This window comes from Variovorax sp. LjRoot84 (assembly GCF_964254305.1).
Classification (GTDB): Bacteria; Pseudomonadota; Gammaproteobacteria; order Burkholderiales; family Burkholderiaceae_C; genus Variovorax.
In genome coordinates, this window is the sequence record NZ_CAXUTE020000003.1 from 439395 (window position 1) to 454513 (window position 15119).

A 15119-nucleotide genomic window follows, 5' to 3' on the forward strand; every position below is an offset into this window, starting at 1 on the left:
TCTCTGCCGTCAGACATTCCGCGGAAGCCGAATGGCAAAGACCGCACCGCCGTCCGGCAAGTTCGACGCATCGATGCGCCCGCCGTATGAACCAACGATGGCCTGCGAGATCGCCAGCCCAAGGCCCACCCCGGATGTCTGTTCGGAACGGGCAGTCGAGCCGCGGTAGAAGCGCTCGAAAAGATGCGGAAGCTCGTCCAGACGGAGGCCCGGCCCGCGATCGGAAACCCTGACGATGGCGTCCGCACCCTCGCTGGCCACATCCACGGTCACCCGCTGCCCCGACACCGAAAACTTCACCGCATTGTCGAGAAGATTGGCCAGCACCAGACTCGCGGCGCCGCGGGCGACGCTTGCCGTCACGGGCTGGGAATGCGCGAGGACGATCTCGATCTGTCGTTCGCGGGCCATCGGCTGCAATCGTCGGACTGCCTCTTCGGCGAGCTCGTTCAAGGACACGGTCTCCACGGGGCCACGCTCCTGCCCTGCATCGATGCGCGCCAGAACCAGCAGTTCTTCCACCAGCAGCGTCAGCCGCTCCACTTCTTCCATGCAGGAGCGCAATGCGTCCACGTAGGCTGCAGCATCGCGCGGGCGCCGCAGTGCGACTTCCAGCTCCGTGCGCAACCTGGACAACGGGGATCGCAGCTCGTGCGATGCGTCGGCGGTGAACCGGCGCTGGGCCTCGAAGCCTTGTTCCAGGCGTGACAGCATCTCATTCAACGTGTCTACCAGGCGTCCGATTTCGTCCTGCGTGCCCGGATGCGGCAGGCGTTCGCTCATGCTGGCCTCGCCGATGCGGTGCGCCTGCTGCACCACCTCGCCGATGGCCTGAAAGGCGCCACGCGTCAGCAGTGCTCCAGCCGTTCCCACGGCCAGAAGCAATGCAAGTCCCATGACGACGAAGAGAATGCTGGCCGAGCCCACGACGTTGTTGACGTCATCCAGCGAACCGGCCACTTGAACGGCAAGCAGCGGCCCATGACCCGGCGCGGGCACCGACACCATGCGCACCGGCTCCTCGCCGAAGCCCTCGAGCGTCTCGAAGACCGTTTCTCCCGCCGCGAGGCGAGCCAGCAACGCCGCGGGCGCAGGCAGCGTCGCCTCTCCCAGATTCGCGCTGCGTGCGACCACATGTCCGTCCGAATTCACGATCTGTACGAGCCGGTCGAGGCGGACGAGGGACGGCGGCGCGGTGGTTTCGCGCGACGGGTCGTGGACGGTCGCCGGTTGCTTCGTATCGCGCGGCAGCATGGCCATCTCGGTCTCTGCCAGCGCCAGCAGTGCCGCATCGAGTTGGCCGTGGACCGCGCGAGACAGACTCCAGTGAGCCCCGAAAGCCGTCACGGCCACGACGAAGACGATGACGGCCAAGTAGGCCAGCGCCAGCCGGGTGCGCAAGCTAAGCATCTTTGCCTGCCGGCAGCACCAGTCGGAAACCGCGGCCGCGCACGGTCTGGATCAGCGCCGGCATGCCGGCCGGATCGACCTTTCTGCGCAGGTTGCCGATGTGCACGTCGATCAGGTTGTCGATGGCGATGAGATCGTCCTTCCATACCTGTTCGGCCAGTCGCGCACGGCTCACCACTTCGCCGGCGTGCCGCATCAGGATCTCCAGGATCGCGTATTCCTTGCGGGTCAGGTCGAGCACCAGGGTCCCGCGCATGACGCGCTGGCCGGCAGGGTCGAGCGTGAGGTCGGCCACGGCGAGCACCGCCGGCCGCGTCAGTTCGGAACGCCGCAGCAGCGCACGGGCCCTGGCCAGCAGTTCCTCGAAGGCGAAGGGCTTGGTGAGATAGTCGTCCGCGCCGGTGTTGAGACCCGCCACCCGATCGCTCAGCGCGTCTCGCGCAGTGAGCATCAGGATCGGAACCTGAACGCCGCGTTCGCGCAACTCACGGCACAGCGCAAGGCCGTCTTTGCCGGGCAGGAACCAGTCCAGTACGATCAGGTCGTATTCGGCGACGAACGCCCGCTCGTCGCCTTCCTCGGCCGAGTGCGCGACGTCGACCAGGAAGCCTTCCTCCTCGAACCCTCGCGCCAAAAGCCGTGCGGCCTTCCTGTCGTCCTCGACCAAAAGAATCTTCATTCGCAACCACCCCACCTTGTGTGCAATGCACGCCGTCGATGGGGGCCGAGCTTGCCACGATTGCCCGCGATCCACATCCTGAAGAAGTCTTCAGGCTTTCTTGGGTCTTTCTTCAGGTGCGCCTCACTACGCTACCCGATTCACTGCGCGGCGGGAGGTGCCCATGAACATCAAGAAGATCAACGCGGGGCGTCTTGCGCCTTGCGTTCTGGGCGTCGCTGCCCTGGGTTGCGCCGCCTGGTGGTTCTCGCCGGTGCGCGCCAACGCCAGCGCCGCCGAGTCCGGCGCCATGGCCGCTGTGCAGCATGAGCAGGGGCAGGTGGTCGTGCCGGAGAAATCGCCCCTGCGGCGCACGCTGGCGATACAGCCCGTCGCCGAGCAGGTCGTGGCGGCGCCCTTCTCCTTGCCGGCCACGGTCGAGGCCGATCCCGCCAAACTCGTCAAGGTGCTGTCGCCCATTGCCGGCCGCATTGCGAGCCTCGACAAGGGGCTCGGCGACGCGGCGAAGACCGGCGATGTGCTGGTCCGCATCGATTCGCCCGACCTGATGCAGGCCATGAGCGACGCGAAGAAGGCGAAGTCGGCGCTGGTAATGGCCCGGCAGGCGCTGGCACGCCAACGCGAACTCGGCGCATCGGAAATCGCGGCGAAGCGCGACATCGAACAGGCCGAGAACGATTTCGAGCAGGCCACCAGCGAGGCGGCGCGCGCCGATGCGAAGCTGGCCCAGCTGGGCGCCGCTGCGCCGCACGCGACGCAAGCAAAGCAGCAAGGCTCGGTGTTGAGCGTCCGCTCGCCGATCGCCGGCCGCGTGGTCGACTTGAATGCAGCCAAGGGCGGCTACTGGAACGACACGACGGCCGCCTTGATGACCGTCGCGGACCTTTCCACCGTTTTCGTCACCGCGAGCGTCGGCGAGAAGGACTTGGGCGCGCTCTTCATCGGCCAGTCCGCAACGGTGGTGTTCGATGCCTATCCCGACGAACCCATGAAGGCACAGGTTCGCTACATCGGCGAACTGCTCGATCCCGACACCCGCAAGGTCAAGGTCCGCATGCTGTTCGACAACCGCAGCGGCCGGCTTCGGCCCGGCATGTTCGCCAAGGCCACCTTCTTCGCGAAGCCGCATCAAGGGCTGCTGGTCCCTTCCAGTTCGGTGGTGCAGAGCGGCTTCTACAGCCGCGTCTTCGTCGAAGTGTCGCCCTGGCGCTTCGAGCCGCGGGTGGTGCAGCTCGGCCCCCAGGTGGGCGGCGCCGTCGAGATCGTGGCCGGCCTGAAGGCCGGCGAGCGCGTGGTCGAGAAGGACGGGGTGCTGCTGAATGATTGATTCGATCGTCACCGTCTGCCTGAAGCGGCGCGGCATCGTCTGGCTGGTGTTCGCGATGGCTGCGTTGTACGGCATGTACTGCTGGACGCAGTTGCCGCTGGAGGCGTACCCGGACATCGCCGACACCACCTCGCAGGTGGTCACCCAGGTGCCCGGCCTGGCCGCCGAGGAGGTCGAGAAGCAGATCACCATCCCGCTCGAACGCGAGATCATGGGCACGCCGGGCATGTATGTGATGCGCTCGAAGAGCACCTTCGGCCTGTCGCTGATCACCGTGGTGTTCCAGGACGGCGCCGAGGACTACTGGTCGCGCCAGCGGCTGCAGGAACGCATCGGCGGCGTCTCGCTGCCCTATGGCGCACAGCCCGGGCTCGATGCCTTGACCTCGCCGATCGGCGAGATCTACCGCTACACGCTGGAGTCGAAGACACGCGATCTGCGCGAACTGTCGGAGCTGCAGTTCTGGAAGGTGATTCCGCGGCTCAAGCAGGTGGCGGGCGTGGCCGACGTGTCGAACTTCGGCGGCATCACGACGCAGTTCCTGGTCGAGTTCGACCCGGCGAAGCTGTCCAAATTCAGCGTCACGTTGTCCCAGATCACGCAGGCCATCAACGCCAACAACGCGAGCGCGGGCGGCAGCGTCCTGAACCGAGGCCAGCAGGGATTCGTGGTGCGCGGCGTCGGGCTGATCAGCGGGCTCGACGACCTGGGCAACATCGTCGTCGCGCAGAAGGGCGGCGTACCCGTCCTGATCAAGGACCTGGGCGAGGTCAGGCTGGGGCAGCAGGAACGCCACGGCATCCTGGGCAAGGACGACAACCCGGACACGATCGAGGGCATTACGCTGTTGCTCAAGCACGAGAACCCGTCCAAGGTGCTTGCGGGCGTGCATGAAGCAGTGCGCGATCTGAACGACAACATCCTGCCCAAGGACGTGAAGGTGGTGCCTTACCTGGACCGCTCGAACCTGGTCAGCGCCACGGTGCATACCGTGGGCAAGACGCTGGTCGAGGGCATGGTGCTGGTCACGCTGGTGCTGCTGCTGTTCCTGGGCAGCCCGCGCGCGGCCCTGATCGTGGCCATCACCATCCCGCTGTCGCTGCTCACGGCCTTCATCTTCATGCACCACCTCCAGGTGCCGGCCAATCTGCTGTCGCTCGGAGCGATCGACTTCGGCATCGTCGTCGATGCGGCCATCGTGGTGATGGAGAACATCCTGCGCAAGCGCGAGGCCCGCGAGGGCAAGCCGCTGAAGCCGCGCGACGTGCTGCGCGCGACGCTGCAGGTCACGCGCCCGATCTTCTTCGGCATGGTCGTGATCATCACCGCCTACCTGCCGCTGTTTGCGTTCCAGCGCATCGAATACAAGCTCTTCTCGCCCATGGCTTTCGCGATCGGCTTCGCCTTGCTGGGCGCGCTGGTCGTGGGCTTGCTGCTGATTCCCGGCCTGGCCTACCTCGCTTACCGCAAGCCGCGCCGATTGTTCCGCAACCCGGTGCTGGAACGCCTGGGCGCCTTCTACGAGACCGTGCTGCAGCGCATCGTGGGCCAGCGGGCGCTCACGATCGCCGCTTTCGGTTTCGCCTTCGCCTGTGTCGTGGGCTTCGGTGCGACCATCGGACGCGACTTCCTGCCCTACCTCGACGAAGGCTCGATCTGGCTGCAGGTGACGCTGCCGCCCGGCATCTCGTTCGACAAGGCCGCCGAGATGTCGAACGAGCTGCGGCGCGCGACCAAGGAGTTCAAGGAGGTGTCGTACATCGTCACCCAACTGGGCCGCAACGACGATGGCACCGATCCGTGGACGCCGTCGCACATCGAAGTCAGCGTCGGGCTGCACCCGGAGGCGAGCTGGGCCTCTGGCTTGAGCAAGCACGACCTGATCGAGAAGATGGCGCAGCGCTATGCCCAGTTGCCGGGAACTCATGTGGGCTTCACGCAGCCGATGATCGACGGCGTGCTCGACAAGCTGGCCGGCGCGCACAGCGACCTGGTCGTCAAGATCTACGGCAACGACTTCGCGGAAACCCGGCGCATCGCGGGCGAAGTCGAACAGACCCTCAAGACGGTGCCGGGCGCCGCGGACGTGATCATCGACCAGGAGCCGCCGCTGCCCCAGGTGCGCATCGAGGTCGATCGGGGTGCGGCGGCGCGCTACGGCATCAACGTCGCGGACATCGCCGAGCTGATCGGCACCGGCATCGGCGGTGCGCCGGTCGCCCAACTCTTCATCGACGAGCGCCGCTACGACATCGCCGTGCGCTTCAAGGCCGATGCGCGTGGCGATCCGGACGCCATTGGCCGGCTGGTCCTGAGCGCGCCGGGCGGCGCGCGCATTCCGCTGGCGCACGTGGCGTCAATCCGGCTCGACAACGGCGAAAGCACCATCACGCGCGAGATGGGAAAGCGTCATCTGACGGTGCGCCTCGACCTGCGCGGACGCGATCTGGCGTCGTTCCTCGAAGACGCCAAGCAGAAGATCGAGGCCGAGGTGAAGTACGACCACACCCGCTTCCAGCTCTCGTGGGGCGGCCAGTTCGAGAACCAGCAACGCGCCCAGGCGCGCCTGATGCTGATCATGCCGATGGTGCTGGCGTTGATGTTCGTGCTGCTGTTCGCACAGTTCAAGAACCTGTGGCAGCCGGCCATGATCCTGCTGGCGGTGCCGCTGGGCGCGCTGGGCGGCCTGATCGCGCTGCACCTGCGCGACATGACGCTCAACGTGTCGAGCGCGGTGGGCTTCATCGCGCTGTTCGGCGTGGCGGTGATGAACGCGATCATCATGGTCTCGAACCTCAACCGACTGCGCACGGAGGAAGGACTGCCGCTGAAGGAGGCGGTGATCCGCGGGGCGCGCGAGCGCTTCCGCCCGGTGCTGATGACCGCCACGGTGGCGGCGCTGGGCCTGCTGCCGGCCGCGCTGGCGCACGGGCTGGGCAGCGACGTGCAGCGACCTCTGGCGACGGTGGTGGTCGGCGGACTGGTGACGGCCACCGGGCTCACCCTGATCTGGTTGCCGGCGCTCTACTTTCTGGTGGAACGACGGCTCGAGGCCATGAACCGCCGCCAAGCCGAAGAGAATGCGGCGCTGGCCGAGGAGCAGACCCCATGAAGCACCTGCCACTGCTTTGTCTCGCGGCCTCCTGCGTTCTCGGCGGCTGCGCCGTGGGGCCCGATTTCCAGGCGCCCGCTGCGCCGACCACGGCACGCTATACCGCCGATCCGGTGCCGTCCTCTACCGCCGGTGCCGAACTGCCAGGCGCAGTGGCGCAACGCTTTGTCGAGGCGCGGGACATTCCGGGCGAATGGTGGGCGCTGTTCCGCTCCGACGCGCTCAACGCGCTGATCGGCGAAGCACTGGCAGCCAACCCGGATGTCAAGGCGGCCGAGGCGGCGCTGCGCGGGGCCGGGGAAAACGTGCTGGCGCAGCAAGGCGCGTTCTTCCCGAGCGTGGACGTGCAGCTCAATCCGACCCGGCAATCGGTGGCGCCCGTGCTCTCCAGCCCGCTCGCTTCGGGAAGCAACATCTACAGCCTGCACACCGCGCAGCTCAACATCAGCTATGCACCCGACGTGTTCGGTGGCAATCGGCGGCAGATCGAGTCGCTGCAGGCGCTGGCCGATGCGCAGCGCTTTCAACTGGAGGCAGCCCATCTGAGCTTGACCAGCAATGTGGCGGTGGCGGCCATTCAGCTGGCATCGCTGCGCGCACAGATCAGGACCACCCACGACCTGATCGCGCTGGCCACCCGGCAACTCCAGTTGTTCCGGCGCCAGCAGGCGCTGGGCCAGATCGGCGCGGCCGACGTCGCGGCGCAGGAAACCGCGATCGCCCAGGTCCAGGCGACACTGCCGCCGCTGGAGAAGCAACTCGCGCAGCAGCGCAACCAGCTGGCCGTTCTGGTGGGCCGCCTACCGAGCGAAGGCCCGGCCTTCGATGTCGAGCTCGACGCGCTTCGGCTGCCGGACGAACTGCCCCTGAGCCTGCCTTCCAGGCTGGTCGAGCAGCGCCCCGACATCAAGGCTGCCGAGGCGCAGTTGCATGCAGCCAGTGCGCAGATCGGCGTTGCGGTGGCCAACCGCCTGCCCAACCTCAGCCTGACGGCCGGCGCCGGCAGCACCGCCTTGCAGTTCTCGAAACTGTTCACGGCGGGCACGGGGTTCTGGAGCGTGGGGGCGAATGTGGTCCAACCGCTGTTCGACGGCGGCACTTTGCTTCACCGGCAGCGCGCGGCGCAGGCTGGCTACGACCAGGCGGCGGCGACCTACCGCAGCACCGTGCTGGGCGCGTTCCAGAACGTGGCCGACACCCTGGGCGCGATTCAGTCGGACGCCAGGGCGCTGGACGCGCTCGTCGTGGCGGAGCGCGCAGCCGAAAAAAGCTTGCAGATCGCCCGCAAGCAATGGGCGGCCGGCGCCACCAGTTCGCTGGCAGTGCTCAGTGCCGAACAGACCTACCGCCAGGCAGCGCTCGCGCGCGTCCAGGCCGAGGCCAACCGACTGACCGATACCGTCGCGCTGTTCCAGGCGCTGGGAGGTGGATGGTGGAACCGAAATCCGGCTTGATCAAGTCGGTGAGCGTGCTGCTCGCCCTCACCACCACAACCGCTTTCCTGAGCGCGTGCGCCGCGGTTCCCGACGAGTGGCGCCGCTACGGCGCAGGTTGGCGCACCGGCTATGTCATCGAGACGGCGCCGGCAGCGGCGATCACGGGGCAGGTCGACAGCGACTGCCGGCTGGACGCCCAGATCCACGCCGGGCCCGGCCAGCGCTTTGCGGTTGTTCTCTGGGCAACACACACGGGCCTGTTCAAGGAGCGGATTGCGCCCGTCGCTGCGGACTCGCCGGTGGCGAAGGACGACTGGGTACGGGTCAACATTGAACGCTGCGATACACCGGTGGTCCGCTCGCACCGCGATCCCTGAGCTTTGTGCGTTGAAAAGAATGGTTGCCAGCGCCACGGCATGCGAATGCCGAGTGTGTTGACGCAGGCACCTCCATGAGCATTGAACTCAAGTGAACCGGCGTTCTGAGCCGGTGCCACCCGAACTTGGAACAAGCGACCCTTTGAGGTTTGTTCCATGCAGGCACAGCGCCAGAGGCATGCAAAAATCCGCCTCGTCGAATGTGGGGCGTAGCCTGTCCAGCATCTCAGTCAATAGAGCAAGCGAATGGCCGCGTTCGACACCATCACTCACCAGCCCGGCCATGAGCATGGCCACGTCAGACTGCGCCATTTTCCAGCGCGTCGGCTTGCTTCAATCGTCTCTATCGTCCCAGCCTCGACGGGAATGGTGGCGATGGCGCCAACGCTCGCCGGGGCCGTAGTAGCCAACTGCTGGTGGGCCGTAGTACACCGGCGCCGGTCGGTAGACCGGTGGCGGCGGGCGGTAATAGGCCGGCGGGGCCGGCTCATAGTAGACCGGGGCAGGACGCGAATAGACGGGTGCGGGTTCATAGTAGACGGGACCGGGCTCGGCGACGCCCACAGCGATGCCAGGCGCGCTGATGCCGACCGACCAACTCGCACCTGCGCTGGCCGAGGCAGCACCGAAGAGTGCACCAACCGCGACCGTACCGGCGGCAACCCATTTGACAAGAACAAAGTTCATGAAAGTTCCAAAGGGAGGACGAATGCCGCCCATTCCTTGCAAGCAACGCGGGTGCTGCCGAGCCGGTGCACGTCCACTACGTGAAGGAGGTTGCTAAACGTCACGGCAGGTGCGACGCCGTTGTCGGCAGAAGGCGGGCTGCAAAAGTGTAGGGTGAGCTCGACCAAGGACCAATGCGCTCCAGGTGGAGCCTCCTGCGGTGCGCCGCCAGCGGGGAAATGGCAGGGCTGATTCCGGCGTTCAGCTTGCTTTAACAAATGCCCCCTAGAGTGGCGCCATGCCGATCACGCGCCTGCGCCACTTCATTGCAACACGCTGCGTGGATGGTGCTTCCTCGCTGTGCTACTCGCTGCGATCCAGCCCTTCATCGCCGTTCACTTTCGCCACGACGGGTGGGAGGACGAGCCCGGATTCCGCATCCGCAGCGCGAGCGCGTCGACGCAAGCCGAACCCGACACGCGCCCGAATCATCCGACCGACCGGGAAACCACGCTGTTCGTGTCCTCGGCGGCGACCATCGACCTGCCGGATGCGTTGCAGCACGGCATCAACAACCTGAGCGTGCGGCTGCTCTCGCTACTGCCCTTGATGGTGGCCACGGTCCCGGTCGTCAAACCGGTTCAGCGCCTCGTTCCCGAACCGGTGCCGAATGCCAGCGGCGCGCCGCCGCCCACCACGCTCTGGCTGAGAAGGCCGCCCGAGACCGCACCTCCCCTCGCGAGCTGAGAGGCGACGCCGCACGGCGTCGTGCGTTCGGCTGTGCGCCGCACAGCCGCTTCTTGTTTCGCCGATTGCGGGGGCTCGTATGAAGGCGCTGAATTTCGCTCTGTTTCAATGGATGGCCGCGGGCTACGGGCCCGGTTCGTGGCTTCTGCCCTTGGCGTCGGCCATCGCAGTCGGCGGGGCCTGGGCCGGCATGGCTCTCATGGCCTGGGCCGCCTGGCGTCGGCCCTCGGAACGCGGCTACGTGATGGCCGCACTGGCCTTCGCGGCGATCGCTGCGGTGCTCGCGCACGCCATCGCCGCGTCGCTAAATCTGCCGCGCCCCTTCATGCTGGGCTTGAGCCCCGCCTACATCGCACATGCCGCGCGCGGATCGCTGCCGAGTGCGCACGCCGCGGTGATGTTCACGGTCGCCCTGGTGTTTCTGCTGCGTCCCCGGCTTCGTGACCTGGGCATCGGCGTGGCGGCCGTGGCCGCGATCACCGGCTGGGCACGTGTCTACGTCGGGGTTCATTTCCCCGCCGACATCGTGGCCGGGCTCATGCTGGCCGTCGTGATGGCCGGCGTCTTCGTCGGGGTCCAGCGGCTCTGGCGGCTCCATGTCGCGCCGAGGATCGCGCGCGACGACCTGCACACGCGGGCGCCGGCCTCCGAGGCCGACCAGCCGCTCGCCTGAGAGGAGACGCGCCATGAACACTCCCTTGCAGACGACGGGGGACATTCTCGACATCGAGCGTCCCCAGCAAGACGAGATCACCGCGCGCGGCGAGCGCCGGGTGCGCGACCCGACGGGTCGCAGCATCTCCTGCGTGATCCCCTGTTTCAACGAGGCAGGCAATCTCAACGAACTGCTTGCGAGGCTCGAAGAGGCTTTGTGGGCCACGCATCTGGCCTGGGAAATCATCGTGGTCGACGATGGCAGCACCGACGGCACGGTCGCGGTGGCCGAGGGTTGGTGCCAGCTCCCGGGCTTCCGGTGCATAAGCCTGTCGCGCAACTTCGGCAAGGAAGCCGCGCTCACCGCCGGGCTGGAGGCGGCCTGCGGCGACGCCGTCGTCGTGCTCGACGGCGACTTGCAGCATTCGCCGTCGCTGATTGCAGACATGCTGGCCCGGTGGCAGGGCGGCGCCGACGTGGTCTACACGGTGCGGCAGGAGCGCAGCGACGAGCACAGGCTCAAGCGCTGGGGCGCAAGCCTGTTCTACAAGCTGGTGAATTCGTCCCATCGCTTCGAACTGCCCCGGGACGCCGGAGACTTCCGCCTGATGGACCGCAAGGTGGTGGACGCCTTGCTGAGCCTGCCGGAGCGCACCCGCTTCATGAAAGGTCTGTATGCCTGGGTCGGTTTCAATGCGGTCGCGTTGCCCTACACGCCCGGCCCGCGGGGGCAGGGAGAGAGCAGCTTCAACGCGATGCGCCTGTTCAATCTTGCCGTCGACGGGTTGACCTCGTTCACCACCTGGCCCCTGCGGGTGGTCAGCGTGGTCGGTCTCATGCTGGCCGTACCGGCTTTCGCCTACGGCATTTACCTGGTCGTCGAACACCTGCTGATAGGCAATGCCGTCTCGGGCTGGACGACGATCGTGGTGAGCCTGATGTTCTTCATCGGCATCCAGATGATCTCGACCGGCATCGTCGGCGAATACGTCGCGCGCATCTTCGAGGAAGTGAAGGGACGGCCGCTCTACGTGGTGAAGAAGGATCTGGGCCACGGCCTGGACGGGCAGCAGTCATGAGGCTGTCCCGTGACTCCAGGGCCATTCTGCACGCCGCTGCCGGCCTCGCGGCCTTCGTCCTGTGGTTGGCGGTCACGGCCGGGTTCCGGCCGTTGATGGCGCCCGACGAAGGGCGCTACGCAGGCGTGGCTTTCGAGATGCTGCGCAGCGGCGACTGGCTGGTGCCGCGGCTCGACGGCTTACCCTTCTTTCACAAGCCGCCGCTCTTCTACTGGATCGGCGCCGCGGCGATGGCGGTGCTGGGCCCCTCCGAATGGCCGGCACGGCTGCCTTCGATCCTCGGCGCGGCCGTCGCGGCGCTCGGCCTGCTGCTGTTCCTGCGCCGCTGGGCGGATGCGGCGAGCGCGAAGCTTTCCGTGCTGGTGCTGGTCACGATGCCCTTCTTCTATGTCGCAGCGCAGTTCGCCAACCTCGACATGCTGGTGGCGGGCTGCATCAGCGCCACTGTGCTGCTGGCGGCGCATGCGAGCCTGTCGAAGGCGCAGGGCGGGGCATGGCGCGCGGCGCTGGCCGGCGCCTTCTTCTTCGCGGCGCTCGGCGTGCTCGCGAAGGGCCTGATCGGCATGGTGCTGCCCGGCGCGGTCTTCCTTGCCTGGTGCGTGGCAACGCGCCGAACCCGGGCCCTGATGGCCTGGCCGCCCGGGTGGGCCTTGTTCCTGGCGATCGCCGGCCCCTGGTTCGTGGCGATGCAGATGCGCTATCCGGCCTTCTTCGACTACTTCGTGGTGACGCAGCATTTCAGGCGCTTCGCGGCCTCGGGCTTCAACAACGAGCACCCGTTCTGGTTCTACCTGCCGGTGATCGCGGGGCTGTCGCTGCCGTGGATCGGTTGGCTGGCGCTGGCGCGCCGCGGTGCGCGGGAGGGCAGGGCGCCGCTGTCCGACGTCGACTGGCTCATGCTGATCTGGGGCCTCTGCATCGTTCTCTTCTTTTCCATCCCGCGCTCCAAGCTGATCGGGTATGTGCTGCCCGCTTTGCCGCCGTTGGCGTACCTGATCGCGCGGGCCGTGCCGGCCGCGATGAAGGGCCCGGGCCCGCTGTCGCGGCCCTTGGGCTGGACGGCCGCGCTGTCCGGCCTTCTTTGCCTGGCATCCATCGCCTTCGTGGGTGTGTATGTCGTGCAGCCCGGCCATCGCCTGCGCCTTCCCGCAGGTGTTGCCGTGGCGCCGGGCGACCAAGTGCTGATGCTCGATGCCTACTACTACGAACTGCCCTTCAACTGGGCACTGCGACAACCGGTCATGGTTGCGACGGACTGGACGCCGGCCGTCGTGGAGCGGCGCGACGATTGGCGCAAGGAACTCCACGACGCCGCCCGCTTCGAGCCCGAACGGGGGTCGACGCTGCTGGTCGACACCTTCCGTCTTCATGATGCGCTGTGCGTGCCTCGCGCCACCTGGCTGATCGGGCCGTCCAACGCCGTGCTGGCCCACCCATGGCTGGCGCAGGCCCGCCTGGTCGCCGTGAGCAGGGAGGCGGCCGTGTGGCGATTTGCCGGAAGCGCAACGCGCGACCGGCGCTGCCTTGACGAACCCGGAGCCGCCGCGCCGCAATGACTGAACATGCACTTCGATACCTTTGCGTCTGTGCCGACGACTTCGGCATGACCGAGGGCATCAACTCGGCTGTGCTCGAACTGGCGGGGCGACACAAGATTTCCGCCATCTCCTGCATGGTTCGCCGCGATGCATGGGTCGTGGGCCTGCGCGGCCTGCGCGGCATCGAGCCGTCCTGCATCGAGGTCGGACTCCATCTCGATCTGAGCCCTCCGCCAGAAGGCCGGCAGTCCGAGCCTGGGCTGGGCGGATTGATTGTTCGAAGCCATCTGCGCCTGCTTCGCCCTTCGGCCGTGCGCGCTGAGATCAGGGACCAGCTGGCGCGCTTCGAAGACGGGCTCGGCCGACCGCCGGCCTTCGTGGACGGGCACCGGCATGTCCATCAACTGCCGATGGTGAGCAACGTGCTGACCGAGGAGATCGCGAGCCGTTACGGCACCGCGGCGCCGTGGGTCCGCAGCACGGCGCCGCCCGCACCGCGACGGTTTGCGAAGACGAAGGCCGACATCGTCTTCGCGCTCGGCGGCGCGAGGCTGCTCGAGCTCGCGGCGCGCCGAGGCATCCCGACCAGCCGCGCCTTGCTCGGCATCTACGATTTCACGGGCACTTCCGACGTCTACCGCGGGCGGCTGCGGCAGTGGATCAACTGTTGCCGCACGGGCGACGTGCTGGTGTGCCATCCCTCGCTCGGCGATGCGCCTTGGATTCCCGCCGGCCCGGCGCGGCGCAACGAATACGCGGTGCTGAGCGCGATCGCCTTTCCGATGGAGACCGAGGCCGGGGTCGTGTTCCTGCGTCCTCTTTCGCACTTGTCGCGCGCCGCCGACCCGGTCCATGCATAGGGCGCAGCTCGTCAAGGCCGCGGTTTTCCTGTGGGCGCTGGTGGTCTTCATGCCGGTCGGCGCCAACTACCTCGGGGCCGCGATGGTGCTCGCCGCGCTGATGGCCGCAGGCGAGGGGGACGAACGCATGGCACGGCTGCGCGCGCATCCGCTTCGCTGGCCGCTCGCGGCCTACGTGGCATGGACGCTCGTGGTGTTCGCGCTGCGGCCGCACTATCCGGAGACCGCGTCGAACCTCTGGCACGGCCTGCGCATCGCGACCACGATGGCGATCACGCTCGTCCTGTCCGACGACGAGGCCGTCTGGGCGCTGCGCGGCTTCCTGATCGCGGCCTTCTTCGCACTGCTCGCGCTGGTCTTGACGCACACGCTGGGCTTGCCGGATTGGATCCTCTGGCACAACGTCGCGGTGATGAAGGGCAACAAGTCCATCAACGATGCCTTGCTGTTCGCGCTGCTCGGCGCGTCCGCGGCGGTATGGGGACTGGCGCAGGTGGGCGATGCACGGCTGCGCTGGCTCAAGGTCGGTCCCGCGTTTGCATTGACCGTCGCGATGGCCGTGGTCGTGACGCTGGCGCTGCCGTCGCGCACCTCGCTGCTGGGCCTGCTGGCGGCCGTAATTGCCGCTTGCGTGCACCAGTGGCGCGGCCGGATGCGTGTGCTGGCGGCGGCGCTCTGCGTCGCCGGTGCCATGGCCGGTGCGCTCGTGTGGCAGGCGCCGTCGGTGCAGCAGAAGTTCAGGCTGGGGGTGCAGGAGATCGAGGCCGCGCAGGGCGGCGTGGTGTCGGAGGGCAGCTGGGTGGTGCGTTTCCACATGTACCGCGAAACGACGCGCATGATGCTCGACCAACCATGGGGCGGCTGGGGCATCGGCGGCTGGACCACCGAGTGGCACCGGCGCGGCCCCAGGCTGCTCTACGACTACAACATGCCGCACAACGACTTTCTGTGGATGGGTGCGCAGGCGGGCGTTCCGGGCTTGCTGACGCTGCTCTTCATCGTGCTCGCCGGTCTGCGCCTCGCGTGGCGGCGGCATGACGTTGCGGGCCGGCTGGCCTTCGTCGCGATGCTGATTCTCCTGGTCGCCACCAGCGTCAATTCGGCGATGCGCGACGCCGCGATCGGGCTCAGCTTGCCCTGGATCGCCTTCCTCTACCTGCGCCTAGTCCAGGCGCCGGAGAGCGCCTGGGGCAGGGTGCTGCCGTGGTGGCGGCGGCTCGCCTAATACTGTGAG

14 protein-coding genes are annotated in these 15119 nt (G+C 67.4%); 10 read left to right on the forward strand and 4 right to left on the reverse strand.

Going from position 1 to position 15119, the window contains the following annotated elements; genetic code table 11:
- Positions 1-9 precede the first annotated feature (9 nt).
- Together ACSQ9I_RS40445 and ACSQ9I_RS40450 are read right to left on the reverse strand one after the other, a co-directional pair.
- Positions 10-1410 (reverse strand): sensor histidine kinase, encoded by a 1401-nt coding sequence (locus tag ACSQ9I_RS40445; protein ID WP_436317465.1) that lies wholly within the window; start codon positions 1408-1410, stop codon positions 10-12.
- A complete protein-coding gene (locus tag ACSQ9I_RS40450; protein WP_436317466.1) occupies positions 1403-2089 on the reverse strand; it encodes a response regulator transcription factor in 687 nt (228 codons plus the stop codon). Before ACSQ9I_RS40450 ends, ACSQ9I_RS40445 begins: the two co-directional genes overlap by 8 nt.
- Before the next feature lie 163 nt (positions 2090-2252).
- Here ACSQ9I_RS40450 and ACSQ9I_RS40455 point away from each other — a divergent pair, with 163 nt between their 5' ends.
- The 4 genes from ACSQ9I_RS40455 to ACSQ9I_RS40470 are packed head-to-tail and all read left to right on the forward strand — an operon-like array spanning position 2253 to position 8341.
- Positions 2253-3416 (forward strand): efflux RND transporter periplasmic adaptor subunit, encoded by a 1164-nt coding sequence (locus ACSQ9I_RS40455; protein ID WP_436317467.1) that lies wholly within the window; start codon positions 2253-2255, stop codon positions 3414-3416.
- Positions 3409-6528: an efflux RND transporter permease subunit gene (locus ACSQ9I_RS40460; RefSeq protein WP_436317468.1), complete on the forward strand. Its 3120-nt coding sequence runs from the start codon at positions 3409-3411 to the stop codon at positions 6526-6528. The genes ACSQ9I_RS40455 and ACSQ9I_RS40460 overlap by 8 nt, the downstream gene beginning before the upstream one ends.
- On the forward strand, positions 6525-7982 hold the full coding sequence (locus ACSQ9I_RS40465; RefSeq protein WP_436317469.1) for an efflux transporter outer membrane subunit: 1458 nt from the start codon (positions 6525-6527) through the stop codon (positions 7980-7982). The genes ACSQ9I_RS40460 and ACSQ9I_RS40465 overlap by 4 nt, the downstream gene beginning before the upstream one ends.
- A complete protein-coding gene (locus ACSQ9I_RS40470) occupies positions 7979-8341 on the forward strand; it encodes a hypothetical protein (RefSeq protein ID WP_436317470.1) in 363 nt (120 codons plus the stop codon). The genes ACSQ9I_RS40465 and ACSQ9I_RS40470 overlap by 4 nt, the downstream gene beginning before the upstream one ends.
- Before the next feature lie 87 nt (positions 8342-8428).
- Here ACSQ9I_RS40470 and ACSQ9I_RS40475 read toward each other — a convergent pair whose 3' ends face one another.
- Together ACSQ9I_RS40475 and ACSQ9I_RS40480 are read right to left on the reverse strand one after the other, a co-directional pair.
- The gene (locus tag ACSQ9I_RS40475; RefSeq protein ID WP_436317471.1) at positions 8429-8653 is read right to left on the reverse strand and encodes a hypothetical protein; all 225 of its coding nucleotides are present in this window, start codon (positions 8651-8653) and stop codon (positions 8429-8431) included.
- 21 nt (positions 8654-8674) lie between these two features.
- Complete coding sequence (locus ACSQ9I_RS40480; RefSeq protein WP_436317472.1) at positions 8675-9028, reverse strand: hypothetical protein; 354 nt, start codon at positions 9026-9028, stop codon at positions 8675-8677.
- A gap of 339 nt (positions 9029-9367) precedes the next feature.
- On the opposite strand from ACSQ9I_RS40480, the gene ACSQ9I_RS40485 reads away from it, so the two are divergent.
- The 6 genes from ACSQ9I_RS40485 to ACSQ9I_RS40510 all read left to right on the forward strand — a co-directional run bounded on the left by ACSQ9I_RS40485 (position 9368) and on the right by ACSQ9I_RS40510 (position 15110).
- The gene (locus tag ACSQ9I_RS40485) at positions 9368-9754 is read left to right on the forward strand and encodes a hypothetical protein (RefSeq protein ID WP_436317473.1); all 387 of its coding nucleotides are present in this window, start codon (positions 9368-9370) and stop codon (positions 9752-9754) included.
- A gap of 79 nt (positions 9755-9833) precedes the next feature.
- Positions 9834-10427 (forward strand): phosphatase PAP2 family protein, encoded by a 594-nt coding sequence (locus tag ACSQ9I_RS40490; protein ID WP_436317474.1) that lies wholly within the window; start codon positions 9834-9836, stop codon positions 10425-10427.
- A gap of 13 nt (positions 10428-10440) precedes the next feature.
- Positions 10441-11487, forward strand: coding sequence for a glycosyltransferase family 2 protein (locus ACSQ9I_RS40495; RefSeq protein ID WP_436317475.1), 1047 nt, complete (start codon positions 10441-10443; stop codon positions 11485-11487).
- Positions 11484-13043 carry a glycosyltransferase family 39 protein gene (locus ACSQ9I_RS40500; protein ID WP_436317476.1) on the forward strand — a complete coding sequence of 520 codons (1560 nt, stop codon included), beginning with the start codon at positions 11484-11486 and terminating at the stop codon, positions 13041-13043. The genes ACSQ9I_RS40495 and ACSQ9I_RS40500 overlap by 4 nt, the downstream gene beginning before the upstream one ends.
- Positions 13040-13885: a ChbG/HpnK family deacetylase gene (locus ACSQ9I_RS40505; protein ID WP_436317477.1), complete on the forward strand. Its 846-nt coding sequence runs from the start codon at positions 13040-13042 to the stop codon at positions 13883-13885. Before ACSQ9I_RS40500 ends, ACSQ9I_RS40505 begins: the two co-directional genes overlap by 4 nt.
- Positions 13878-15110 (forward strand): O-antigen ligase family protein, encoded by a 1233-nt coding sequence (locus ACSQ9I_RS40510; RefSeq protein WP_436317478.1) that lies wholly within the window; start codon positions 13878-13880, stop codon positions 15108-15110. The genes ACSQ9I_RS40505 and ACSQ9I_RS40510 overlap by 8 nt, the downstream gene beginning before the upstream one ends.
- Positions 15111-15119 lie beyond the last annotated feature (9 nt).

Bases quoted from the DNA above. Each gene is read 5' to 3' on its own strand.
- ACSQ9I_RS40445 (WP_436317465.1), bottom strand. From the start codon at position 1,410: ATGCTTAGCTTGCGCACCCGGCTGGCGCTGGCCTACTTGGCCGTCATC.
- ACSQ9I_RS40450 (WP_436317466.1), bottom strand. From the start codon at position 2,089: ATGAAGATTCTTTTGGTCGAGGACGACAGGAAGGCCGCACGGCTTTTG.
- ACSQ9I_RS40455 (WP_436317467.1), top strand. From the start codon at position 2,253: ATGAACATCAAGAAGATCAACGCGGGGCGTCTTGCGCCTTGCGTTCTG.
- ACSQ9I_RS40460 (WP_436317468.1), top strand. From the start codon at position 3,409: ATGATTGATTCGATCGTCACCGTCTGCCTGAAGCGGCGCGGCATCGTC.
- ACSQ9I_RS40465 (WP_436317469.1), top strand. From the start codon at position 6,525: ATGAAGCACCTGCCACTGCTTTGTCTCGCGGCCTCCTGCGTTCTCGGC.
- ACSQ9I_RS40475 (WP_436317471.1), bottom strand. From the start codon at position 8,653: ATGGCGCAGTCTGACGTGGCCATGCTCATGGCCGGGCTGGTGAGTGAT.
- ACSQ9I_RS40480 (WP_436317472.1), bottom strand. From the start codon at position 9,028: ATGAACTTTGTTCTTGTCAAATGGGTTGCCGCCGGTACGGTCGCGGTT.
- ACSQ9I_RS40490 (WP_436317474.1), top strand. From the start codon at position 9,834: ATGAAGGCGCTGAATTTCGCTCTGTTTCAATGGATGGCCGCGGGCTAC.
- ACSQ9I_RS40495 (WP_436317475.1), top strand. From the start codon at position 10,441: ATGAACACTCCCTTGCAGACGACGGGGGACATTCTCGACATCGAGCGT.
- ACSQ9I_RS40500 (WP_436317476.1), top strand. From the start codon at position 11,484: ATGAGGCTGTCCCGTGACTCCAGGGCCATTCTGCACGCCGCTGCCGGC.
- ACSQ9I_RS40505 (WP_436317477.1), top strand. From the start codon at position 13,040: ATGACTGAACATGCACTTCGATACCTTTGCGTCTGTGCCGACGACTTC.
- ACSQ9I_RS40510 (WP_436317478.1), top strand. From the start codon at position 13,878: ATGCATAGGGCGCAGCTCGTCAAGGCCGCGGTTTTCCTGTGGGCGCTG.